Origin of the sequence: Enterococcus canintestini (genome assembly GCF_001885735.1) — a bacterium.
Taxonomy (GTDB): Bacteria; Bacillota; Bacilli; order Lactobacillales; family Enterococcaceae; genus Enterococcus_C; species Enterococcus_C canintestini.
In genome coordinates this window covers 220,872-239,599 of record NZ_JXKG01000001.1, presented here as the reverse complement: position 1 = coordinate 239,599, position 18,728 = coordinate 220,872, and the positions used below count along the sequence as shown (strand labels likewise).

The 18,728-nt window shown below is 36.6% G+C and carries 20 protein-coding genes; 3 read left to right on the top strand and 17 right to left on the bottom strand.

All coding sequences use genetic code 11. The features are described 5' to 3' along the window. Positions 1–11: 11 nt before the first annotated feature. A complete protein-coding gene (locus RU96_RS01125; protein WP_071863707.1) occupies positions 12–515 on the bottom strand; it encodes an HD domain-containing protein in 504 nt (167 codons plus the stop codon). A gap of 118 nt (positions 516–633) precedes the next feature. After that, a complete protein-coding gene (locus RU96_RS01120) occupies positions 634–1,392 on the bottom strand; it encodes a TrmH family RNA methyltransferase (RefSeq protein WP_071863706.1) in 759 nt (252 codons plus the stop codon). Positions 1,393–1,490: 98 nt separating this feature from the next. Here RU96_RS01120 and RU96_RS01115 point away from each other — a divergent pair, with 98 nt between their 5' ends. Continuing rightward, positions 1,491–1,772 (top strand): acylphosphatase, encoded by a 282-nt coding sequence (locus RU96_RS01115; protein WP_071863705.1) that lies wholly within the window; start codon positions 1,491–1,493, stop codon positions 1,770–1,772. 200 nt (positions 1,773–1,972) lie between these two features. Further along, positions 1,973–2,917, top strand: a complete 945-nt coding sequence (yidC, locus tag RU96_RS01110; RefSeq protein ID WP_071863704.1) for a membrane protein insertase YidC — start codon at positions 1,973–1,975, stop codon at positions 2,915–2,917. Between the two features lie 128 nt (positions 2,918–3,045). On the opposite strand, the gene glyS is transcribed toward yidC, so the two are convergent. The 13 genes from glyS to RU96_RS01045 form a co-directional block, all read right to left on the bottom strand. Beyond that, a complete protein-coding gene (glyS, locus tag RU96_RS01105) occupies positions 3,046–5,124 on the bottom strand; it encodes a glycine--tRNA ligase subunit beta (RefSeq protein ID WP_071863703.1) in 2,079 nt (692 codons plus the stop codon). Between the two features lies 1 nt (position 5,125). After that, complete coding sequence (gene glyQ / locus RU96_RS01100) at positions 5,126–6,040, bottom strand: glycine--tRNA ligase subunit alpha (protein WP_071863702.1); 915 nt, start codon at positions 6,038–6,040, stop codon at positions 5,126–5,128. 64 nt (positions 6,041–6,104) lie between these two features. Further along, positions 6,105–6,344, bottom strand: a complete 240-nt coding sequence (locus RU96_RS01095; RefSeq protein ID WP_071863701.1) for a hypothetical protein — start codon at positions 6,342–6,344, stop codon at positions 6,105–6,107. A 291-nt stretch (positions 6,345–6,635) separates the two neighbouring features. Next, entirely contained in the window at positions 6,636–8,297 is a 1,662-nt protein-coding gene (locus RU96_RS01090) for a formate--tetrahydrofolate ligase (RefSeq protein ID WP_071863781.1), read from the bottom strand. A 242-nt stretch (positions 8,298–8,539) separates the two neighbouring features. Next, complete coding sequence (recO, locus tag RU96_RS01085) at positions 8,540–9,310, bottom strand: DNA repair protein RecO (protein WP_071863700.1); 771 nt, start codon at positions 9,308–9,310, stop codon at positions 8,540–8,542. 11 nt (positions 9,311–9,321) lie between these two features. Beyond that, on the bottom strand, positions 9,322–10,221 hold the full coding sequence (gene era / locus RU96_RS01080) for a GTPase Era (protein WP_071863699.1): 900 nt from the start codon (positions 10,219–10,221) through the stop codon (positions 9,322–9,324). A gap of 17 nt (positions 10,222–10,238) precedes the next feature. Then, positions 10,239–10,631, bottom strand: coding sequence for a diacylglycerol kinase family protein (locus RU96_RS01075; RefSeq protein ID WP_211269887.1), 393 nt, complete (start codon positions 10,629–10,631; stop codon positions 10,239–10,241). After that, positions 10,615–11,091: an rRNA maturation RNase YbeY gene (gene ybeY / locus RU96_RS01070; protein ID WP_071863697.1), complete on the bottom strand. Its 477-nt coding sequence runs from the start codon at positions 11,089–11,091 to the stop codon at positions 10,615–10,617. The genes RU96_RS01075 and ybeY overlap by 17 nt, the downstream gene beginning before the upstream one ends. Next, positions 11,091–13,289, bottom strand: a complete 2,199-nt coding sequence (locus RU96_RS01065; RefSeq protein ID WP_071863696.1) for an HD family phosphohydrolase — start codon at positions 13,287–13,289, stop codon at positions 11,091–11,093. Before RU96_RS01065 ends, ybeY begins: the two co-directional genes overlap by 1 nt. A 30-nt stretch (positions 13,290–13,319) precedes the next feature. Next, positions 13,320–14,291, bottom strand: a complete 972-nt coding sequence (locus RU96_RS01060) for a PhoH family protein (protein WP_071863695.1) — start codon at positions 14,289–14,291, stop codon at positions 13,320–13,322. Between the two features lie 123 nt (positions 14,292–14,414). Continuing rightward, positions 14,415–14,861 carry a GatB/YqeY domain-containing protein gene (locus tag RU96_RS01055; protein ID WP_071863694.1) on the bottom strand — a complete coding sequence of 149 codons (447 nt, stop codon included), beginning with the start codon at positions 14,859–14,861 and terminating at the stop codon, positions 14,415–14,417. Between the two features lie 26 nt (positions 14,862–14,887). Then, entirely contained in the window at positions 14,888–15,064 is a 177-nt protein-coding gene (gene rpsU, locus RU96_RS01050; RefSeq protein WP_002356740.1) for a 30S ribosomal protein S21, read from the bottom strand. 173 nt (positions 15,065–15,237) lie between these two features. Then, on the bottom strand, positions 15,238–15,657 hold the full coding sequence (locus RU96_RS01045; RefSeq protein ID WP_071863780.1) for a Fur family transcriptional regulator: 420 nt from the start codon (positions 15,655–15,657) through the stop codon (positions 15,238–15,240). Positions 15,658–15,808: 151 nt separating this feature from the next. Here RU96_RS01045 and RU96_RS01040 point away from each other — a divergent pair, with 151 nt between their 5' ends. Further along, positions 15,809–16,657, top strand: a complete 849-nt coding sequence (locus RU96_RS01040; RefSeq protein WP_071863693.1) for a pyruvate, water dikinase regulatory protein — start codon at positions 15,809–15,811, stop codon at positions 16,655–16,657. A gap of 152 nt (positions 16,658–16,809) precedes the next feature. Here RU96_RS01040 and thrB read toward each other — a convergent pair whose 3' ends face one another. Both thrB and thrC read right to left on the bottom strand, forming a co-directional pair. Further along, a complete protein-coding gene (gene thrB, locus RU96_RS01035; RefSeq protein ID WP_071863692.1) occupies positions 16,810–17,673 on the bottom strand; it encodes a homoserine kinase in 864 nt (287 codons plus the stop codon). Beyond that, entirely contained in the window at positions 17,670–18,728 is a 1,059-nt protein-coding gene (gene thrC, locus RU96_RS01030) for a threonine synthase (RefSeq protein ID WP_071863691.1), read from the bottom strand. Before thrC ends, thrB begins: the two co-directional genes overlap by 4 nt.

Here is an 18,728-nt window from a genome sequence, read left to right as displayed (position 1 = left end):
TTTATATTGTTTTAAATTGAATTTTTGCGCCCAAATAAATGATTAAAACGCAATCGCATTGATTTAGTCATTGGTTCAGACGCTTCTTTAATTGCACAATATTTATCTACCATAGTAACGATATAACTTTCTTTATACTTCGGTGGTGCAATTGTTGCGCCCCACATATGTTTTAAAATGATATCTTTTTCTAGGGGAGATAATTCGGTAATTTTTTCTGCATTCTTAATTGCAATTCTTGGGTGCATATAGGCGTGGGAACCTTCATCAAATTTCGTCGTGCGCCAATCATAATAAAACAAGTCATGTAAAAGACCTGCTCTCGCCGTTGCTTTAGCATTTGCGCCCCATTTTTTTGCTAATTTATAGCTGTAATAAGAAACACTTATAGAATGTTCTAAACGTGTCGAATTGACGTGTTGTTTATATTGGCTCAACTTTTGGACTTCAGGTGTTGCCAGTAAATCTGCGACATAAGACATATATTCAGAATCTTTGCGCCAGTTTTCAGTCATGTAATAAATAGCCACCTTTAGCTTATCTTTTTTTCGTACAAGTGTAAGTATAGCACCTTTTTTAAACTTTTAAAGAAAGCGGCCTCAAGCTTAACAGTTCTTTAAAATATTTCAGTTATTACAATTTGAAATGATAAAGTAAAATTCCTGCGGCTACACCTACATTTAAAGATTCTGCTTGGCCAAAGATAGGAATATATAAATTTTGGTCAGTTATTTGTAGCAACTCTTTGGCCACACCTTGGCCTTCATTGCCCACTAAAATAGCCACATCCCCTTTTGGGACTGTGTGGAAAGGTTTAGCCTCTTTATTTAGTTCTGTGCCATAGATTGGCACCGCTAATTTTTTTAATTCGTCAATTGCAGTCGTCAAACTCATAGTAATTACCGGCAAATGAAAGTTACTTCCCTGCATACTTCTTAAAACTTTAGTACTATATATATCTGCACTACCTTCCCCTAGAATAACACCAGTATAACCTGCAGCATCTGCCGTACGGATAATTGTCCCCACATTACCGGGATCTTGGACACGATCTAATAAAATCCAAGCTCCTTTTTGTAAAGCGGTTTGCTGTTGGCTTTTAGTAACAACAGCAATGATTCCTTGGGGTGTCGGTTGATCTGAGAGCTCTTTTAAAATACTGTCTGTCACTAAATAGCTGTTATTAGGATAAGCTGTTAAAAAAGAGGCACCCTCTTTTTGACCTCTCTCATTAACTAAAATCGTTTGAATCTCTGCACCACTTTTGTGGGCTTCTTCCACTAAATGGAATCCTTCTAACAAATATTGTTGTTGTTGATCGCGATATTTTTTTTGATGCAATTTTTTTAATGACTTAACCAGTGGATTTTTATTGGATTGAATTTCTTTCATGGTTTCACCTCGTCTTATTATACCATTTTCAGCAGATTGCTTGTGAGAAGTCGTGAAAAAAGCTATCATGAAATTATGATAAAAAAGAGGTGATTGTGATGCGCAAAGTAAGAATGAATGTTCAAGGACGCGTACAAGGGGTCGGTTTTCGTTATACGACTAAAATGTTAGCAGACCAATTAGGAATTCACGGTGCTGTTTGGAATGAAGCAGACGGATCTGTTGGGATTGAAGCAACTGGTTCCACTGAAGCGATGGCAAAATTCATTGAAGGTGTAAAAGCTTCCCCCTCACCTGCCGGACATGTCACATATCTTGATTTGACCGATGATCCAATGATTAAAAATCGCGATAGTTTTGAAGTAACTTTTGGTCATTAGCGGCTTAGCCGCTTTTTTATTTAGCTTACTTTTTTATTTGAGCCAAATAAAGACTTACTTATAAGTAGTTGTTTTTTCTTATCTTTTTAAACGACTTAAGCGACGCTAATTCTTGAATATTTTGTGAAGCACGTTTACAGTTTCTTATTTTTCTAGTATGATTACTTTTGTGTAAATTTACAAAGTAAAGGACGAAGCAAATGACAAAATTAAAAAACTGGCTATTAGCATCTGGTCTAGTGGGAATCATGCTTACACTATCGGGCTGTGTTTCGATGGATAAAAACGGCAATCCTGATAAAAGTGGCATCGTATATCGAATTTTAGTTGAACCGCTAGGAGGCTTTTTACAATATCTAGCTAAAGACTTCAATTGGGGCTATGGTTTAGCGATTATCATGGTGACAGTTATTGTGCGTATTATTTTATTACCACTCGGAATTCACCAATCAAAACAAACAATGGTCCAATCAGAAAAAATGCAATTTTTAAAACCACAAATCGATCAAGCGCAAGCAAAACTAAAAGCAGCGACTTCTCCTGAAGAACAAATGAAAGCCCAACAAGAAATGCAAGCTGTTTACAAAGAAAATGGTGTCAGCATGTTTGGTGGCATGGGTTGTTTGCCGTTACTGATTCAAATGCCTATTTTCTCTGCATTGTATTATACTGCTCGTTTTACTCCCGGTATTCAAAGTGCAACGTTTTTAGGAATTAACTTAGGCGAATCAAATATCGTACTCGTGGTAATTGCTGGGTTATTTTATCTTATTCAAGGTTTTATTTCACAAATTGGTGTGCCAGAAGAACAAAAGAAAACGATGCGCTCAATGTTGATTGTTTCACCATTGATGATTGTTTTTATGTCTATGAGTGCTCCTGCTGGTGTGACGTTATACTGGGTAGTCGGTGGTCTCATTAGCTGTCTACAAACCTTTATTACAAACGTCATTATGAAACCGCGTATTAAAGCTCAAGTTCAAGCAGAAATGAAAAAAAATCCACCAAAAACCGTTGTCACTCCACCTAAAAAAGATGTGACACCAAAAGAAATAAAAACAAATGTAGCCGATTATACAAAGAAAAATAAAAATCGTAATGCCGGTAAACAAGGTCGAAACGCCGGTAAACAAAAACGTAAATAAGCTGCTATCTAAAAGACTGTGACATAAAAATTGTTACAGTCTTTTTATTTTGTACATAAAAAACAATCTCTAAAAATCAGCCCATAGGCCAACTTTTAGAGATTACTTCGGATTATATTATTACATTTCTAATTATTCTTCGTGATTAACGCATCTAAGCTGGCCAATGCCAATGCCATTTTGGCGATTTTATTTAATTGCGTCAAACGATTACGGCGCACTTTTTCATCTTCTACCATGACCATTGTTTGATCAAAGTAGTTTTCAATTAGCGGCCGTAAAGCTGTCAGACCCTCGTAATTTTCTGCCATTGTTTGGCGAGCAAATCGATTTTCTAAATCCGTCACTGCATCAAAGAGCGCTTTTTCAGCGTCGTTATCAAACAGTTCTGGCTTAACATTTGCATCTTCTACCTCAGCTTTTTTAGCTAAATTAATAACCCGCGTTAAAGCTTCCATCGATGGTTTAAAATCTGGATCGTTTAAATGCTGACGTAAAATTTGAGCCGCAGAAAAGAGGGCACTTAAGTTGGTTTGTTCGGCATTAATAACAGCATCAATTACATCGTGACGGAGATTTTTCGTCGTTAAGAACTGTTTTAAACGTGCTTTTACAAAATTAACTACTTCGGTTTGACCGCTATTTAATTTAAGACCATAACGTTTTTCATCTTGGCTGATGACTTCGCTAATTTTTGCTTGCAACTCCACTAATGGGAAGGCCCAATGTCTGTTTTCAATAATTCTTACAATCCCATAAGTTTGCCGGCGCAATGCGTAAGGATCATTTGAGCCACTTGGAATCATTCCGACAGCAAAGAAAGAAAGTAAGCTATCTAACTTATCTGCGATTGCTAAAACAGCGCCAATATCTGATTTGGGTAGTTCACCTTCACTAGAAATTGGTAAATAATGTTCACGTATAGCTTGGGCAACGCTTGGTTTTTCACCTTGTAATAAGGCATATTTTTCTCCCATGATACCTTGTAATTCAGGGAATTCTCCCACCATGTTGGTGACCAAATCAAATTTATAAATTTCTGCTGCGCGGGCTAAATCCTCCAATTGTTCGCTTGTTAAGCCAACTGTCTCTCCAACAATTTGCGCGATTTCAGCAACCCGCTGCATTTTTTCATAAATGCTACCGATTTTTTCATGGAAAGTAACTTGTTTTAGTTTTTCCACACAAGCATCGATTGTTAATTTTTGATCTTCTTTGTAGAAAAATTCGGCATCTTCTAAACGAGCAGTTAAAACTTTTTCATTTCCTTTTACTACATTGTCTAGTTTAACTGCATTTCCATTACGAGCAGAAATAAAATGAGGCAACAACAAACCAGCACTATTGCGAACATCAAAATAACGTTGATGTTCTTTCATAGAAGTAACTAAAACTTCTTCTGGTACTGACAAAAAGCGTTCTTCAAAATCACCTACAAAAGCAGTTGGATACTCCACTAAATTATTGACTTCTTCTAGAAGATCTTCATCAAGTTCAACTTGCCAATCATTTTTAGTAGTTAATTCATCAATTTGGGCGACAATCATTTCTTTTCGTTTTAATGGATCAGCAATGACAAATTGTTCTTGTAACTTTGCTTCATATTCTTGAGCATTTTCCAAGACTGCATCATCACCTAAGAAACGATGTCCTCTAGTAGTATTACCAGTTTTAACATCTAAAATTGAAAATGGAACAACTTCTTCGCCTAATAAAGCGACAACCCAGTGAATTGGTCGAATATATTCAAAATCATATTTATTCCAATGCATCGTAACTGGAAAAGTGAGACTAGTAATCACATCTTTTAAACCAGATAATACTTTTATTGCAGGTTTTCCTTTAGCATATTTAGTAACATAAACATATTCTACCCCTTTTAACTCTCTAAAAGTGATCGCATCTGTTGTTACACCTTGCCCTCTTACAAAACCTTCTGCCGCTTTTGACCAATTGCCTTCACTATCCAAAGCAATTTTTTTAGCCGGGCCTTTTACTTCTTCTTCGGTATCGACTTGTTTTTCAGCTACTTCACTAACCAGCACAGCCAAGCGCCGCGGCGTACTGAAAGACTTAATGGAAGAAAAAGCTAATTTTTCGGTCGCTAAAAATTCACTAACTTTTTGCTCTAATTGTTGCATACTCTTTGTTACTACATGAGCAGGCATCTCTTCTAAACCAATCTCCAATAATAAATCTTTTGCCATCTTAGTTTTCCTCCTTCAATAATTTTGCCGCTTCTTCAGGAGCTAGCAGTGGATAGCCCAACTTCGCCCGTTCAGCCACGAAAATCTTAGCAACGGCTTTAGCCATATTCCGAATGCGGGCTAAATATCCAGCTCTTTCAGTAACAGAAACAGCGCCTCTTGCATCTAATAAATTAAAGGTATGGCTACATTTCAAAATATAATCATAAGCTGGATGAACTAAATCTTGATCGATACAGCGTTTGGCTTCTTTTTCAAAGCGATCAAAATTTCCTAATAATAGTTCTTGATCACTAACTTCAAAAGAATATTTGGAATGTTCATATTCTGGTTGACGGAAGATTTCACCATATTTGACGCCATCTGCCCACTCTAAATCATAAACACTTTCAACTTCTTGAATATAAGAAGCTAAACGTTCCAAACCATAAGTAATTTCTGAAGTAACAGGTTTACAAGGTAAGCCGCCGACTTGTTGGAAATAGGTAAATTGTGTAATTTCCATACCGTCTAACCAAACTTCCCAACCAAGACCGGCACACCCCATTGAAGGATTCTCCCAGTTATCTTCTACAAAGCGGATATCGTGTTCTAAAGGATCAATACCTAATAATTTCAAACTTTCCAAATAAAGTTCTTGAATGTTTTCTGGTGATGGCTTCATTACCACTTGAAATTGATGGTGTTGGTATAAACGGTTCGGATTTTCCCCGTAACGTCCATCAGCAGGACGACGAGAAGGTTCAACATAAGCCGCATTCCAAGGTTCAGGTCCAATCGCACGTAAAAAAGTATACGGACTCATGGTACCAGCACCTTTTTCAGTATCATAGGCTTGCATTAACATACAGCCATTACCAGACCAAAATTGTTGTAGCGTCAAAATAATATTTTGCACAGTCATTTTTTTACTCATTTTATTTCCTCCTACTTTTCACACTTATTGCTTCTACTGCTTTATGCTTTAGATTTAGATGCGATTACAATGCGTTTACAACTGGATAAAACTCAACTGGATTTCCCGGTATTAAATGCACCTCTACTACCATATCATCAGTCAAAAAAGCTAAGTCATAAAGCATTTGACTTGGTTCAGTTCTAAACTCTTCCACCAATTGCCCACTATCATTTTTTACAATCACATTTAATGGTACGTTAGCTAAAATCTTCAATTTTTTTTCTTTAAACTCACTGGCATTAATTTCCATATCAAATTGCATCTTTATCCTCCTTAAAAGAATTGTTAACAGATTTTAAAATAGAAAATAAAAAAGCCCTGCATAGATTTTCATCTATGCAGGGACGAATACTTCGCGGTTCCACCCTGCTTCCGATTGCTCGGCAGCTTTAAAATATTTAACTGAATACTCCCAAGTTGCCCCCAAATAAGTTACTGTCTGTGGCTTCCACTTTCCCACAGTCGCTTTTCAGTTTCTTATTTTTCGTCTTGTTCAACGTATTAACCTTTGTTTATCATAGCTGTTTAACCTGACATTTGTCAATTAAAAAAATTAAAATAAACCGGTAATGTTCCCTTCAGCATCGACATCAATGTTTTCTGCCGCCGGTTTTTTCGGCAAGCCTGGCATTGTCATAATATTTCCTGTCAGTGCGACAATAAAGCCCGCTCCTGCTGATACTTTGACAGAACGAATCGTGATTGTAAAATCCGTTGGTGCTCCTAAAAGATTTGGATTATCACTAAAAGAATATTGCGTTTTAGCCATACAAATCGGATAGTTACTAAAACCAAGTTCGGTTAATTTCGCTAATTCACGTTTGGCTACTGGCGTAAATTCTACTCCACTAGCACCGTATATTTTTTTAGCGATTGTTTCAATTTTTGCTACCAATGAAAGATCGGCCTCATAGGCAAATGCTAGCTTACTTTTTGTTTCTGCTAATGCCACTACTTTTTCAGCTAGCTCAATCCCGCCTGCGCCACCTTTACTCCAAACATTTGAAAGTACAACTGTAACACCACGTTTTTGACAAGCTTCTTTAACTGCCGCCAATTCTTCTTTAGTATCACCGGGAAATTGGTTAATACATACCACCACAGGTAAACCAAAATTATCTTTTAAATTGTGTAAATGACGCTCCAAATTGGGTAAACCCGCAATAACCGCTGCAACATTTTCTGTTGCCAACTCATTTTTGGCTACACCACCATGCATTTTTAGTGCCCGAATCGTGGCCACTAATACGGCTGCGTCTGGCTTTAAATCCGCTAGACGACATTTAATATCCACGAATTTTTCAGCACCTAAATCCGCCCCAAAGCCAGCTTCTGTCACTGCATAATCAGCGTATTGTAATGCCATTTTTGTCGCCTGAACACTATTACAGCCATGAGCGATATTAGCAAATGGCCCACCGTGAATAAAAGCAGGTGTTTGCTCTAAAGTTTGAACTAGATTTGGTTTGATCGCATCTTTTAATAATGCTGTCATTGCACCGGCTGCTTTTAGATCACCACAAGTAATCGGCTCACCAGTAAAGGAATAAGCAACAATAATTTTTTCTAAACGATTTTTTAAATCGGCTAAATCTGCCGCTAAACATAATATCGCCATAATTTCTGAAGCGACAGTAATTTCAAAACTATCTTCGCGGGGTACGCCATTTAAACGGCCTTGGAGACCATCCACAATGTGACGCAATTGACGATCATTCATATCCACGACGCGCTTCCAAGTAATTTGGCGACTATCTATTCCTAAAGCATTGCCTTGATGAATATGATTATCCAACATTGCGGCTAGTAAATTATTGGCGGCACTAATTGCATGAAAATCACCTGTAAAATGTAAATTAATATCTTCCATTGGTACTACTTGCGCATAACCGCCCCCAGCAGCTCCGCCTTTGATTCCAAAGACAGGTCCTAATGAAGGCTCTCTTAGGGCAATCGCTGCTTTTTTACCAATTTGTCCTAATGCGTCAGCTAATCCGACAGCAGTGGTAGTTTTCCCTTCACCGGCTGGAGTAGGACTAATTGCAGTCACTAAAATTAATTTCCCATTTTGTTTTTTTTCAGTACTGGGTTTAATCTTAGCTTTATAATTACCATATAGTTCTAAATCAGTAGCAGGTATCCCTAATTTTTCGGCAATTTTCGTAATATTTTCCATTTCTACTTGTTGTGCAATTTCAATATCTGATAACGTCAAGTCTTTCTCCCCTTTGGTTGCATGGTTAGTAATAATCAATTTAATCATCTTTATTTTACTTTATTTTTCTAAAAAAATCTCCAATATACGACTAATTATTTTAAAAATCACATCTATTGTTCGTGAAAATGTAAAAAAATATCCCAATTCTATTGTCCAATCTCACCTTTACTTTGTTTAAAAGCAAATTTTTTGAGAAGTTACAATATTATTCGGATATTTACTAATTTTTTAGTAGTGTTTTAATTATCTGGTTTCATTAAATCTTGCCACTTGTGCATATCATCAATAAATTTCTTGCTTTTCAAATGAATTCCCACATACTCATCATAAAGTTGATCGATTACGCGCCGAATTTCTTTTTTTACTACTGATTTTACTTTAATCGTTTTTACTTTGGTCAAATCGACTTGATTAAATAAACGGATAAAATGCATCGCATTAGGGTCTGCATGGTAGCGATGTTCATCTAAGGAAAAATGATTTTCACACAAAACGCCACCATATTTAGAAGAATAATCAAAACGGCCAGTCGTTTTACCACAAATAACACAATGATCAAAGATTGGCGCAACGCCAAACCGTTGTAAAATCTGGACTTCAAAAATATTGGTAATGATTTCAGCATCATAACCGTCGTTGATTAAATTTAGACACAAAGATAAAAATTGGTACAAATGCGGATCATAAACCTTATCTTCAATCGCAGCATCTGCCAAATTCAACAAATAGGTACTATATCCGGCTAAAAAAATATCTTGTTGAATCGTCGTTAGCGGTTTGACGTCTTTGGCACCATTTAAAAAGGACAATCCGTCTGCTTTTAAATTCATAATAAAAGTTGCTTCAGTGAAATTTTGCAAAACAGAAGTCAGTGGATTGTTCTTTTTATGAATACCTTTTACATAAAACATTTGTTTACCGGCAGATTCGGTAAATATTTTTACTAATTTATCTTTTTCCTTATAATCCCGCGAAAATAAAATCAATCCGCGACTTTCAGCTAACTGCATGGAAAAACCCCTTAGTAATCATCCGGACGGTAACCATAATCTTGTAAATATGTTTTTTTATCCCGCCAATCTTTTTGGACTTTAACCCACAATTCCAAGAAGACTTTATCCCCTAATAATTGTTCAATGTCCCGACGCGCCTTGGTGCCAATGTCTTTTAACATCTTGCCACCTTTACCGATAATAATGCCTTTTTGACTATTCCGTTCGACGATAATTGTCGCTTGAATATGAACTTTATCATTTTCGTTTCGTTTCATACTATCGACTACAACCGCCACTGAATGTGGTACTTCGTCTCTAGTCAATAGCAATACTTTTTCTCTAACCAACTCCGAAACAATAAAATATTCGGGATGATCTGTAATTTGATCATCTGGGAAATATTGTGGACCGGCGGGCATTTGTTCAATTAAGGTCTTCATTAATGTATCAAAGTTATTACCTTCTGTAGCGGAAATTGGGACAACTTCTGCAAAATCCATTTGACTTGTGTAATCTTCAATAATCCCCAATAAATCATCAGGATGAACTTTATCAATTTTATTAATGACTAAAAAGACTGGTGTTTTACTAGTCTTCAAACGTTCCATGATAAAATCATCACCACGACCCCGCTTTTCATCAGCACTAATCATAAATAAAACCGCATCGACTTCTTTTAATGCACTATAAGCCGTTTCTACCATGAAATCCCCTAAACGATGTTTTGGTTTATGAATCCCAGGTGTATCAATAAAAATAATTTGCGCCTCAGAAGTAGTATAAACACCTTGAATTTTATTGCGGGTTGTTTGGGCTTTATCACTCATTATCGCAATTTTTTGTCCGACAATCCGGTTTAATAAAGTTGATTTACCAACATTTGGGCGCCCCACAATGGCGACAAACCCTGATTTATGTTCTGTCATATTTTTCCTCATTTCTTTTAAAACAATAGTTGCCAAATTTTAGGTACAAATAAAATCAAACCAATAATTACAGCAAAAAATGATGTTAATAACACCGCTCCTGCTGCCATATCTTTAATTTTTTTACCGATGGGATGAAAGTGAAAATCGGTGAACATATCCACCACATTTTCAAAAACAGTATTAATAATCTCTACAATCCAGACTAAAAAGACAGCTAATAGTAGCCATAACCATTCAAAACGACTTAACTGAAAAATAAAGCCCGCCAAAAGTGCCAATATGCCAAAAAAGACGTGTTTACGCATATTACGTTCTTCTTTAAAAACCGTTTGAATTCCAGTTAAGGCAAATTCAACTGAAGTAATGAAATATTTGTTTTTATGTGTATTCTTATCTTTTAAGTCCATAAGCATCCAAAATTTCCTTTTGTAATCCAAACATTTCTTTTTCATCTTCTGGTGTCATATGATCATAACCATTAATATGCAAAAAACCATGTAGCGCTAGAAAACCTAATTCCCGCTCAAAACTATGACCATATTCTTTGGCTTGTTCTTTGGTCTTATCCAGTGAAATCATTAAATCTCCCAATTCACGGGGTAAAGGATTCTCCCCGTCGGCGAAGATGACCGGAATTTCCCCATCACCTTCTTCTTCTAACGCAAAGCTGATTACATCAGTAGGCCGATCTTTGCCCCGATAATCACGATTAATTACTTGAATTGCGTCATTATCCATAAAAGTTACCGACATCTCGGTTTCCTTTGGTAGTTTTAAATAATCTGCCGCAAACTGTAATAAGTCTTCTACTTCTTGTATTTTGTCAGGAGCTAAAGAATTAGTTTCATCCATAAAGGTAATATCCATTATTTATCGCTTCTTTCTTGTTCTTCTTTCATTTTCTCGGCTTCAGACTTCATTTTAGGATATTTAATCCGCGAATGAAACGTACTGCATAAGCCATTTACCAATGAGTCTTCAATAATCCGAATTTCTTTTAAGGTCAATCCACTATCGTCTAATTGTCCGTCTAAAATACGATCAACAATTAAATTATGAACAAATTGACGAATCTTTTCATTAGTAGGGTGATCCATTGCCCGCACTGCCGCTTCACAACTATCGGCAATATTCACTACCCCTGCTTCTTTTGTTTGAGGTCTTGGTCCGGGATAACGAAATTCTGCCTCTGTTATTTCAGGATTACGTTCTTTGGCTTTGGCATAAAAGTATTTCATTAAGGTAGTACCGTGGTGTTGATAACAAATATCAATCACTAGTTTGGGCATTTTGTATTCTTCTAAAATTTTTGCCCCGTCGGTGACATGACCAAAAATAATTTGTTTACTATCTTCTGGTAATAAGAAATTATGAGGGTTTTCTGCCCCTGCTGGTAAATTTTCAACAAAGAAGTTTGCGTGTTTCAATTTGCCGATATCATGATAATAACAAGCAACACGAGTTAAAAGGGAATGTCCCCCAATTAAAGCTACTGCATTAGCAGATAAGTTCGCTACCATCATACTATGGTGATAAGTTCCCGGCGCTTCTTCTAATAGTTTTTTCAATAGTGGATGATTTGGATTACTAAGTTCATTCAAAACAATCACACTATTATCCGTGATTAGCAGTTCTATATATTGGTGTAATCCCATGGTAAGTAAAAAAGATAAAACTGTTCCGGCTAAACCACAAACAATGGTTGTCCAAGTTCGACTATCTGTAACCGTCAACCCTTGAAAAACTACTAAAACTAAATTAAGTAAAAAAGGGAAAACGATAATCCACATGACCGCCGTAAATCCTTGTTTAGAGATACGTTCTCTTCTAACAATAGTTCCCATTAACCCTGAGAATAAATACGTAATTAAAATAATTGTCAACGAGTTTGTTCCTAAAGCATCATAATAACAAAAAACAGCAAATACCACTTGGAACATAGCTGCGATAATTCCAGCTCTGCGATTCACAAAAATATTTAACACCAGCGGGACAAAAGCAGCGGGGAAAAATAACGGAATGTAAGGCAGTAATTCCGTTTGAAAAACTTGAAAAAATTTCATTAACGCAATACTACCAATCATCGCTAGCGTATAAAAGGTTAAAAATTCTTGACGTTTACTTTTCTCTTGATACTGGTGAGCAAAATAAAGTAAGACCAAAATTTGAACTAAAATGCCAGAAATCATCGCACCGATTGGGAAAAAAGAAGTATTTTGACTCGTTAAACCTAATAACTTTAACTTTTCAATGGCACTAGCATCAATTTGTGAACCCTCGCGGACGATTACTTCCCCTTGAAATATCATAACAGGTGCTACACTAGCCCGAGCCTGCTCTTTTAGTTCTTCCGTTTTTTTATCATTGGGAAAATCATTTACTACAATGGCAGTATTTAATAAGTCAATCATCGCTTCTTTTGAGATAGCTGGAATAGCAAGACTATTCACCTGATTTTCAGCACTTTCCTTAAAAGTCGCAAGATTTGATTCCCGCACTTGGTTTTTCATTTGTTCAGCTAAAATATTTAAGCTATTGTCTTTTACAGTATTTAATGCGGCACTATTCAATGTAAAAGCGGCTTCGTAAAAAGAATTAGGAATTTCTTGATAGAACTGGACATCTTCATCATTCACTTTTTCAAATGATTTTTTTAAGGCAGCAATATAATCATCAGTTGTAATAGCTGGAATTTCTTTGTCTTTTGCTTCTTGTTGACGTTTTTCATGATCTTCATCGACACTTTTTTTCACATCAGAAATCATCGTAAAAATCGTTTCAACTCGACTATGCTGCGTTTCAGCAATATCTTCTTGATACGTATATTCAGGTACAACCGCTTCTGCTGCTAATTGACGTTTTTGATCGGTAGCTGCTTTGTTCTCAACGGTCTTATTCGCCCGGATACTTTCACTTGCTACTTGGCCTTCATGATAGTCGACACTTTTTTGTTTAACACTTGTAAATAAAATACCAAAACAGCTAACAAAAAAAATGACTAAAATAAGCGGGACATAAAAACGTCCTAAACGTTCGCGTAATTTTCTTAACGGCTCAATAATCAAATTATTTCCCCCTAATTTTCCTAAGCACCATTACTCTTTTTTCAGACTCGCTTTGTCATAAGCTTCAATAATTTTAGCCACTACAGGATGTCGAACCACATCGCTTGCTTCAAAATTGACAAAAGCAATTTGCGGGATGTTACTTAAAGTTCTTTCTGCGTGAACTAGCCCACTAACTACACCTTTAGGCAGGTCAATTTGACTTGTGTCACCATTGACAATCATTTTGGAATTATAACCTAAACGCGTAAGAAACATTTTCATCTGCATAATCGTTGTATTTTGGGCTTCATCTAAAATGACAAAAGCGTCTTCTAATGTACGTCCGCGCATATAAGCTAGCGGTGCGATTTCAATAATGCCTCGATCCATTAACCGATTAGTATGTTCGACACCAAAAATTTGATACAATGCATCATAAACTGGTCGAAGATAAGGGTCAACCTTTTCTTTTAAATCTCCTGGTAAAAAACCCAGATTCTCACCAGCTTCTACTGCTGGGCGAGTTAAGATAATTTTTTGTACTTGCCCTTTTTTTAAAGCAGCGATTGCTAAAACGACAGCTAAAAAAGTTTTACCAGTGCCGGCAGGTCCAATCCCAAAAACAACATCATGCTTTTTCACTGCATCTAAATAGCGTTTTTGACCCCGATTTTTAACCCGAATTGCTTTTCCATTACGATCTTTGACAATTTCTTCTTCATATAAAGCTAAAAAGGCATTTGTCCCTTGGCTTGGAATTGCTTTTAATGCTTGCGCTACATCAGGGGTGCTAATATGTACACCACGTTTGATTAATTCTTGTAACGCACTAATAACTTGTTGCGCTATTGCAACAGACTCTATTTGACCTTCAATCATAATCGTTTCTCCACGACTACTAATAATGACGTGCAGATTTTCTTCGATTAATTTTAAATGTTTATCGTGTGCGCCTAACAATAGACTAATATCATCGTCTGCGCTAAGTTTTAATTCCAAAACTTTTTTATCTTCTGTCAAAAAGTTACATCTCCTTGTCGATTCCTTTTTTCCCACTTTAATTGGGCAAGTTTTCTGTTTTATCATACCACATTCAAAACTTAAAAGAAAAAAAATCGCAGACAAAAGTCTGCGATTAAATAACTATTTATTCAGTAACTCTTTGACGATGGCATTTACCTTGTTACCATCAGCTTTTCCTTTTACTAAAGGCATAACCGCACCCATTACTTTGCCAAACTCACTTGGTGAAGTGGCACCGGTTTTGCTGATCGCATCTGTTACAATCTGGCGAATTTCTTCATCAGAAAGTTGTGCTGGTAAATACTTTTCAACGACTTTGATTTCCGCTTTTACTTGCGTTGCCAAATCGTCTCGTCCTGCTTTTTCAAATTCAGTTAAAGAATCACGGCGTTGCTTCATCTCCCGTGATAATACGGTCAATTCTTCATCGTCAGTTAATTCTGCACCTTTTTTGATTTGTTCGTTTTGCAACGATGCCTTCAACATGCGAATCACCTGCAAAGACTCTTTATCCTTAGCTTTCATCGCTGTCTTCATATCATCGTTCAAAGTACTTAGTAGTGACACACTACCAGCTCCAATCATACTGCAAACTAGAATTTTTTACGTTTTCTAGCAGCTTCAGATTTTTTCTTACGTTTCACACTTGGTTTTTCATAAAATTCCCGTTTACGAGATTCTTGAAGAGTCCCAGCTTTTGAAACGGAACGTTTGAAGCGACGAAGAGCGTCGTCAAGAGATTCATTTTTACGAACCACTGTTTTTGACATGTAAATTCCCTCCCTCCGAGCTTAAAAAGTAACCGTTTTTGTTAATCGAAACATTTTCAAAAAACAACACTGTCCTTTAAAAATTATAGCTAAGTAATAAAATAGTGTCAAGCGTATGGGCAAAGAAAAAAATCTTTTTCACGAAAATGTTTGCGAAAAAAATGAAAAAATAACTACTGACAGTCCGCACATCGCCCTAATATCTCAAACCGGTGCCCTTCAATTGTACAACCGGGAAGCTGTCCTTTAAAAAAATCCATTGGACAAAGATCTAATTCTTGTGTTTTACCACAAACTGTACAAATAAAATGATGATGGTGATGATTTTTATCTTGACAACAGTGGAAACGAAATTTCATTTCGCCATTTAAATCGGTCTCTTCTAATAAACCAATTTCTGAAAAATCATGGAGGTTACGATAAATGGTATCAAAACTAATACTACCAAATTCACCTTCCATATACTCTTGAACTTCTTTAGCTGCGACATAACGATTTTTTGTCGCTAAAAAAGTTAACAGCTTTTCTCTTTTATTGGTTTTTTTAAAACCATGCTCTTTTAAAGTTACCATTGCTTGGTCAATTTTTGTCATTTCTCTTTTCACAAGCAAAGACCTCCTAACGCATTTAGTTGCTATTGTAAGGTAGTATTTTATCACTACAGCATAAATCATAATGATTACGAATTAGCTCCACTTCGATATGGTATAATAAATTACAACAAATTACAAGTGAGGGAAAAAAATGAGTAATGCTGCTGAAGAAATCTTAACAATTTTTGTCATTTCCGATTCTGCCGGAGAAACAGCTACAAAATTAGCACAAGCTACTATGGCCCAATATCCTACTGTGGAATTCAATTTATTTCGTAAGACATTTATGAGTGATAAAGCTATATTGTTAAAAGCCTTAAAAGAAGCAAAAAAACTAAATGCCATGATTTTATATACTATGATTAATGAGGAATTGGTACAATTGATTCGTGATTTTTGTCAAGAAAGTGATCTATTTGGCTTTGACGTTTTGACAGCACCAGTGTTAGAAATCGAAAAAAGAAGTGGCGTTGCTCCAACCCGTGAACCAGGAGCGTTACACCACTTAAACAAAAACTATTTTAAACGTATTGAAGCAATGGAGTTTGCGGTAAAATACGATGATGGCAAAGATTCCCGTGGCTTTTTAGAAGCAGATGTAGTCCTTTTAGGAGTTTCTAGAACTTCAAAAACGCCATTAAGCCTCTTTTTAGCCAATAAAAATTTGAAAGTAGCCAATTTGCCGCTTGTCCCGCAAGCACACATTCCAAAACAGTTGTGGGAAGTGGATAAGAAAAAAATTGTTGGCCTAACAAATGATCCCAATGTTTTAAACGGTATTCGCAAAGAGCGGATGATTGCTTATGGCTTAAATCCAGATACCGCTTATTCTGATATTGATAAAATTCGTGCAGAATTAGAATTTGCGAATGATTTATATGAAAAATTAGGTTGCGTTGTAATTAACGTTGCATCTCTTTCTATTGAAGAAACTGCTTCGATGATTATGAACGCCTTAGATTTAGAAGATCACAGTTACTACACCACAGAAAATGATTAAAAAAGACGCAAAGGAAAAATTGCAGTTGTCAGCCCTTTTAAGGGTAACAACTGCAATTTTTGATTGAGTCTTCTCTTTATGATCACTTATGAATATTAAGGTGAATTCTAATAATCCCTTCAAAAAAAGCTTTTAAAAGTCTCTAGCGTTTTTTAAAAGACTTGAACGCCTTCACGATCGACTTGAAATACTTCAATTTTTGCAGTCTGATCAAGTGCTTGAAGTTTTTGGGTGATTATAGCCGTAGCCTTTACTGGTGCTAAAATCATCACCGTAGGACCCGCACCACTTAAATAGCAACCATACCCCTCATGCTCATGACTAATTTGGCGAACATCTGCAAAATGCGCAAGTAATGAACTACGATAAATTTCATGAAATTTATCTTGTTCCATCATTTTACCTGCCTGAACAATGTCCCCTTTAATTAAAGAGGCAACCATTACATTGGCAATACTGCTGGCTGCCACCGCATCAGAATAAGCAAAGTCAGCAGGTAATACATCCCGACTTTCACTTGTTTTTAATTCGACATTGGGAATAAAGGCAATTAGCTGGCAATCAGGAAAATAGTGTTTGACGTAATTTACCTGATCGCCATTTCCGCTAGCAATCACCAAATCACCACAAATCGCTGGCGCCACATTATCAGGATGTCCTTCCAATTGACTTGCAAGTTTTACTTTATCGTTTTCACTTAAGTTTAATTGAGCCAAACGATTAGCTAATTCAATCCCTGCTACAATTGCCGAAGAACTACTACCCAATCCTCTTGTTAAAGGAATATCAGAAACTACTTTAATTTGATGAGGCAAAAGATTTGGAGCAATCTTCAACGCTGTTTGAACAATTAAATTATTTTCATCGTTTGGAATCAGTTCTCCGTAACTATGATCTACTTGCCACGCTGCAGTCTTTTTTATGACTTCTACAAATAAATAGCAATTCAGCGCTACACCGCAAGAATCAAAGCCAGGGCCTAAGTTGGCACTGGTAGCAGGTACTCGGATTCTCATAATTTTGCCACTCCTTGGCGTAAGTGATTGCGCATGTCTTCTAAATCACTCATTTTATGAATGGTTACCGCCGTTTCGTTAATCGCTGTATCTGGATCTTTTAGACCGTTACCAGTGAAGACACAGACGACGGTTTCCCCTGGTTTAATTTTTCCTGCTTTGACATGTTGAATAACCCCAGCCAGTGATGCAGCTGAACCTGGTTCAACAAAGACACCATCTTGACCGGCAACCTTTTTATAAGCGTTTAAAATTTCTGCATCTGTTACAGCATCAATATAACCTTTTGACTCATCTCGGGCCGCCTCAGCTAATTTCCAACTCGCTGGATTGCCAATACGGATGGCAGTAGCAATCGTTTCTGGTTGTTCGATTACTTCACCTTTTACAATAGCCGCAGCGCCCATAGCTTCAAAACCATGCATCCGCGGTAAACTTGTTCCTTTTGCTTCATGCCATTCTTTAAACCCTTTCCAATAAGCCGAAATATTACCGGCATTTCCAACGGGAATTGCCAGTACATCAGGTGCCTTTTCTAGTTGTTGACAGACTTCAAAAGCCGCTGTTTTTTGACCTTCTAACCGATAAGGATTAACAGAATTTACTAATGCTACTGCCTCTGTTTCAGCAATTTTTCGCACAGCTTTTAAGGCTTCATCAAAATTGCCGGGAATAGAAATAATATCCGCTCCATAAATAATTGCCTGTGCTAATTTGCCCATCGCAATTTTACCATCAGGGATAACGACATAGGCTTTAATACCTGCTCGTGTCGCGTATGCAGCAGCAGCAGCACTTGTATTTCCTGTAGAAGCACAAATAATTGCCTTCGCTCCTTCTTCGACCGCTTTTGCTACTGCCATAACCATACCCCGATCTTTAAAAGAACCAGTCGGATTTAAACCTTCATATTTACCATACAGATTAATACCCAACTCTTTTGACAAATTGTGAAGCGGAATTAACGGAGTATTTCCCTCTGCTAATGAAATCAGTGGTGTTTTATCCGTAATTGGCAAATAATCTTTAAATGTTTTTAACAATCCTTCGTACAT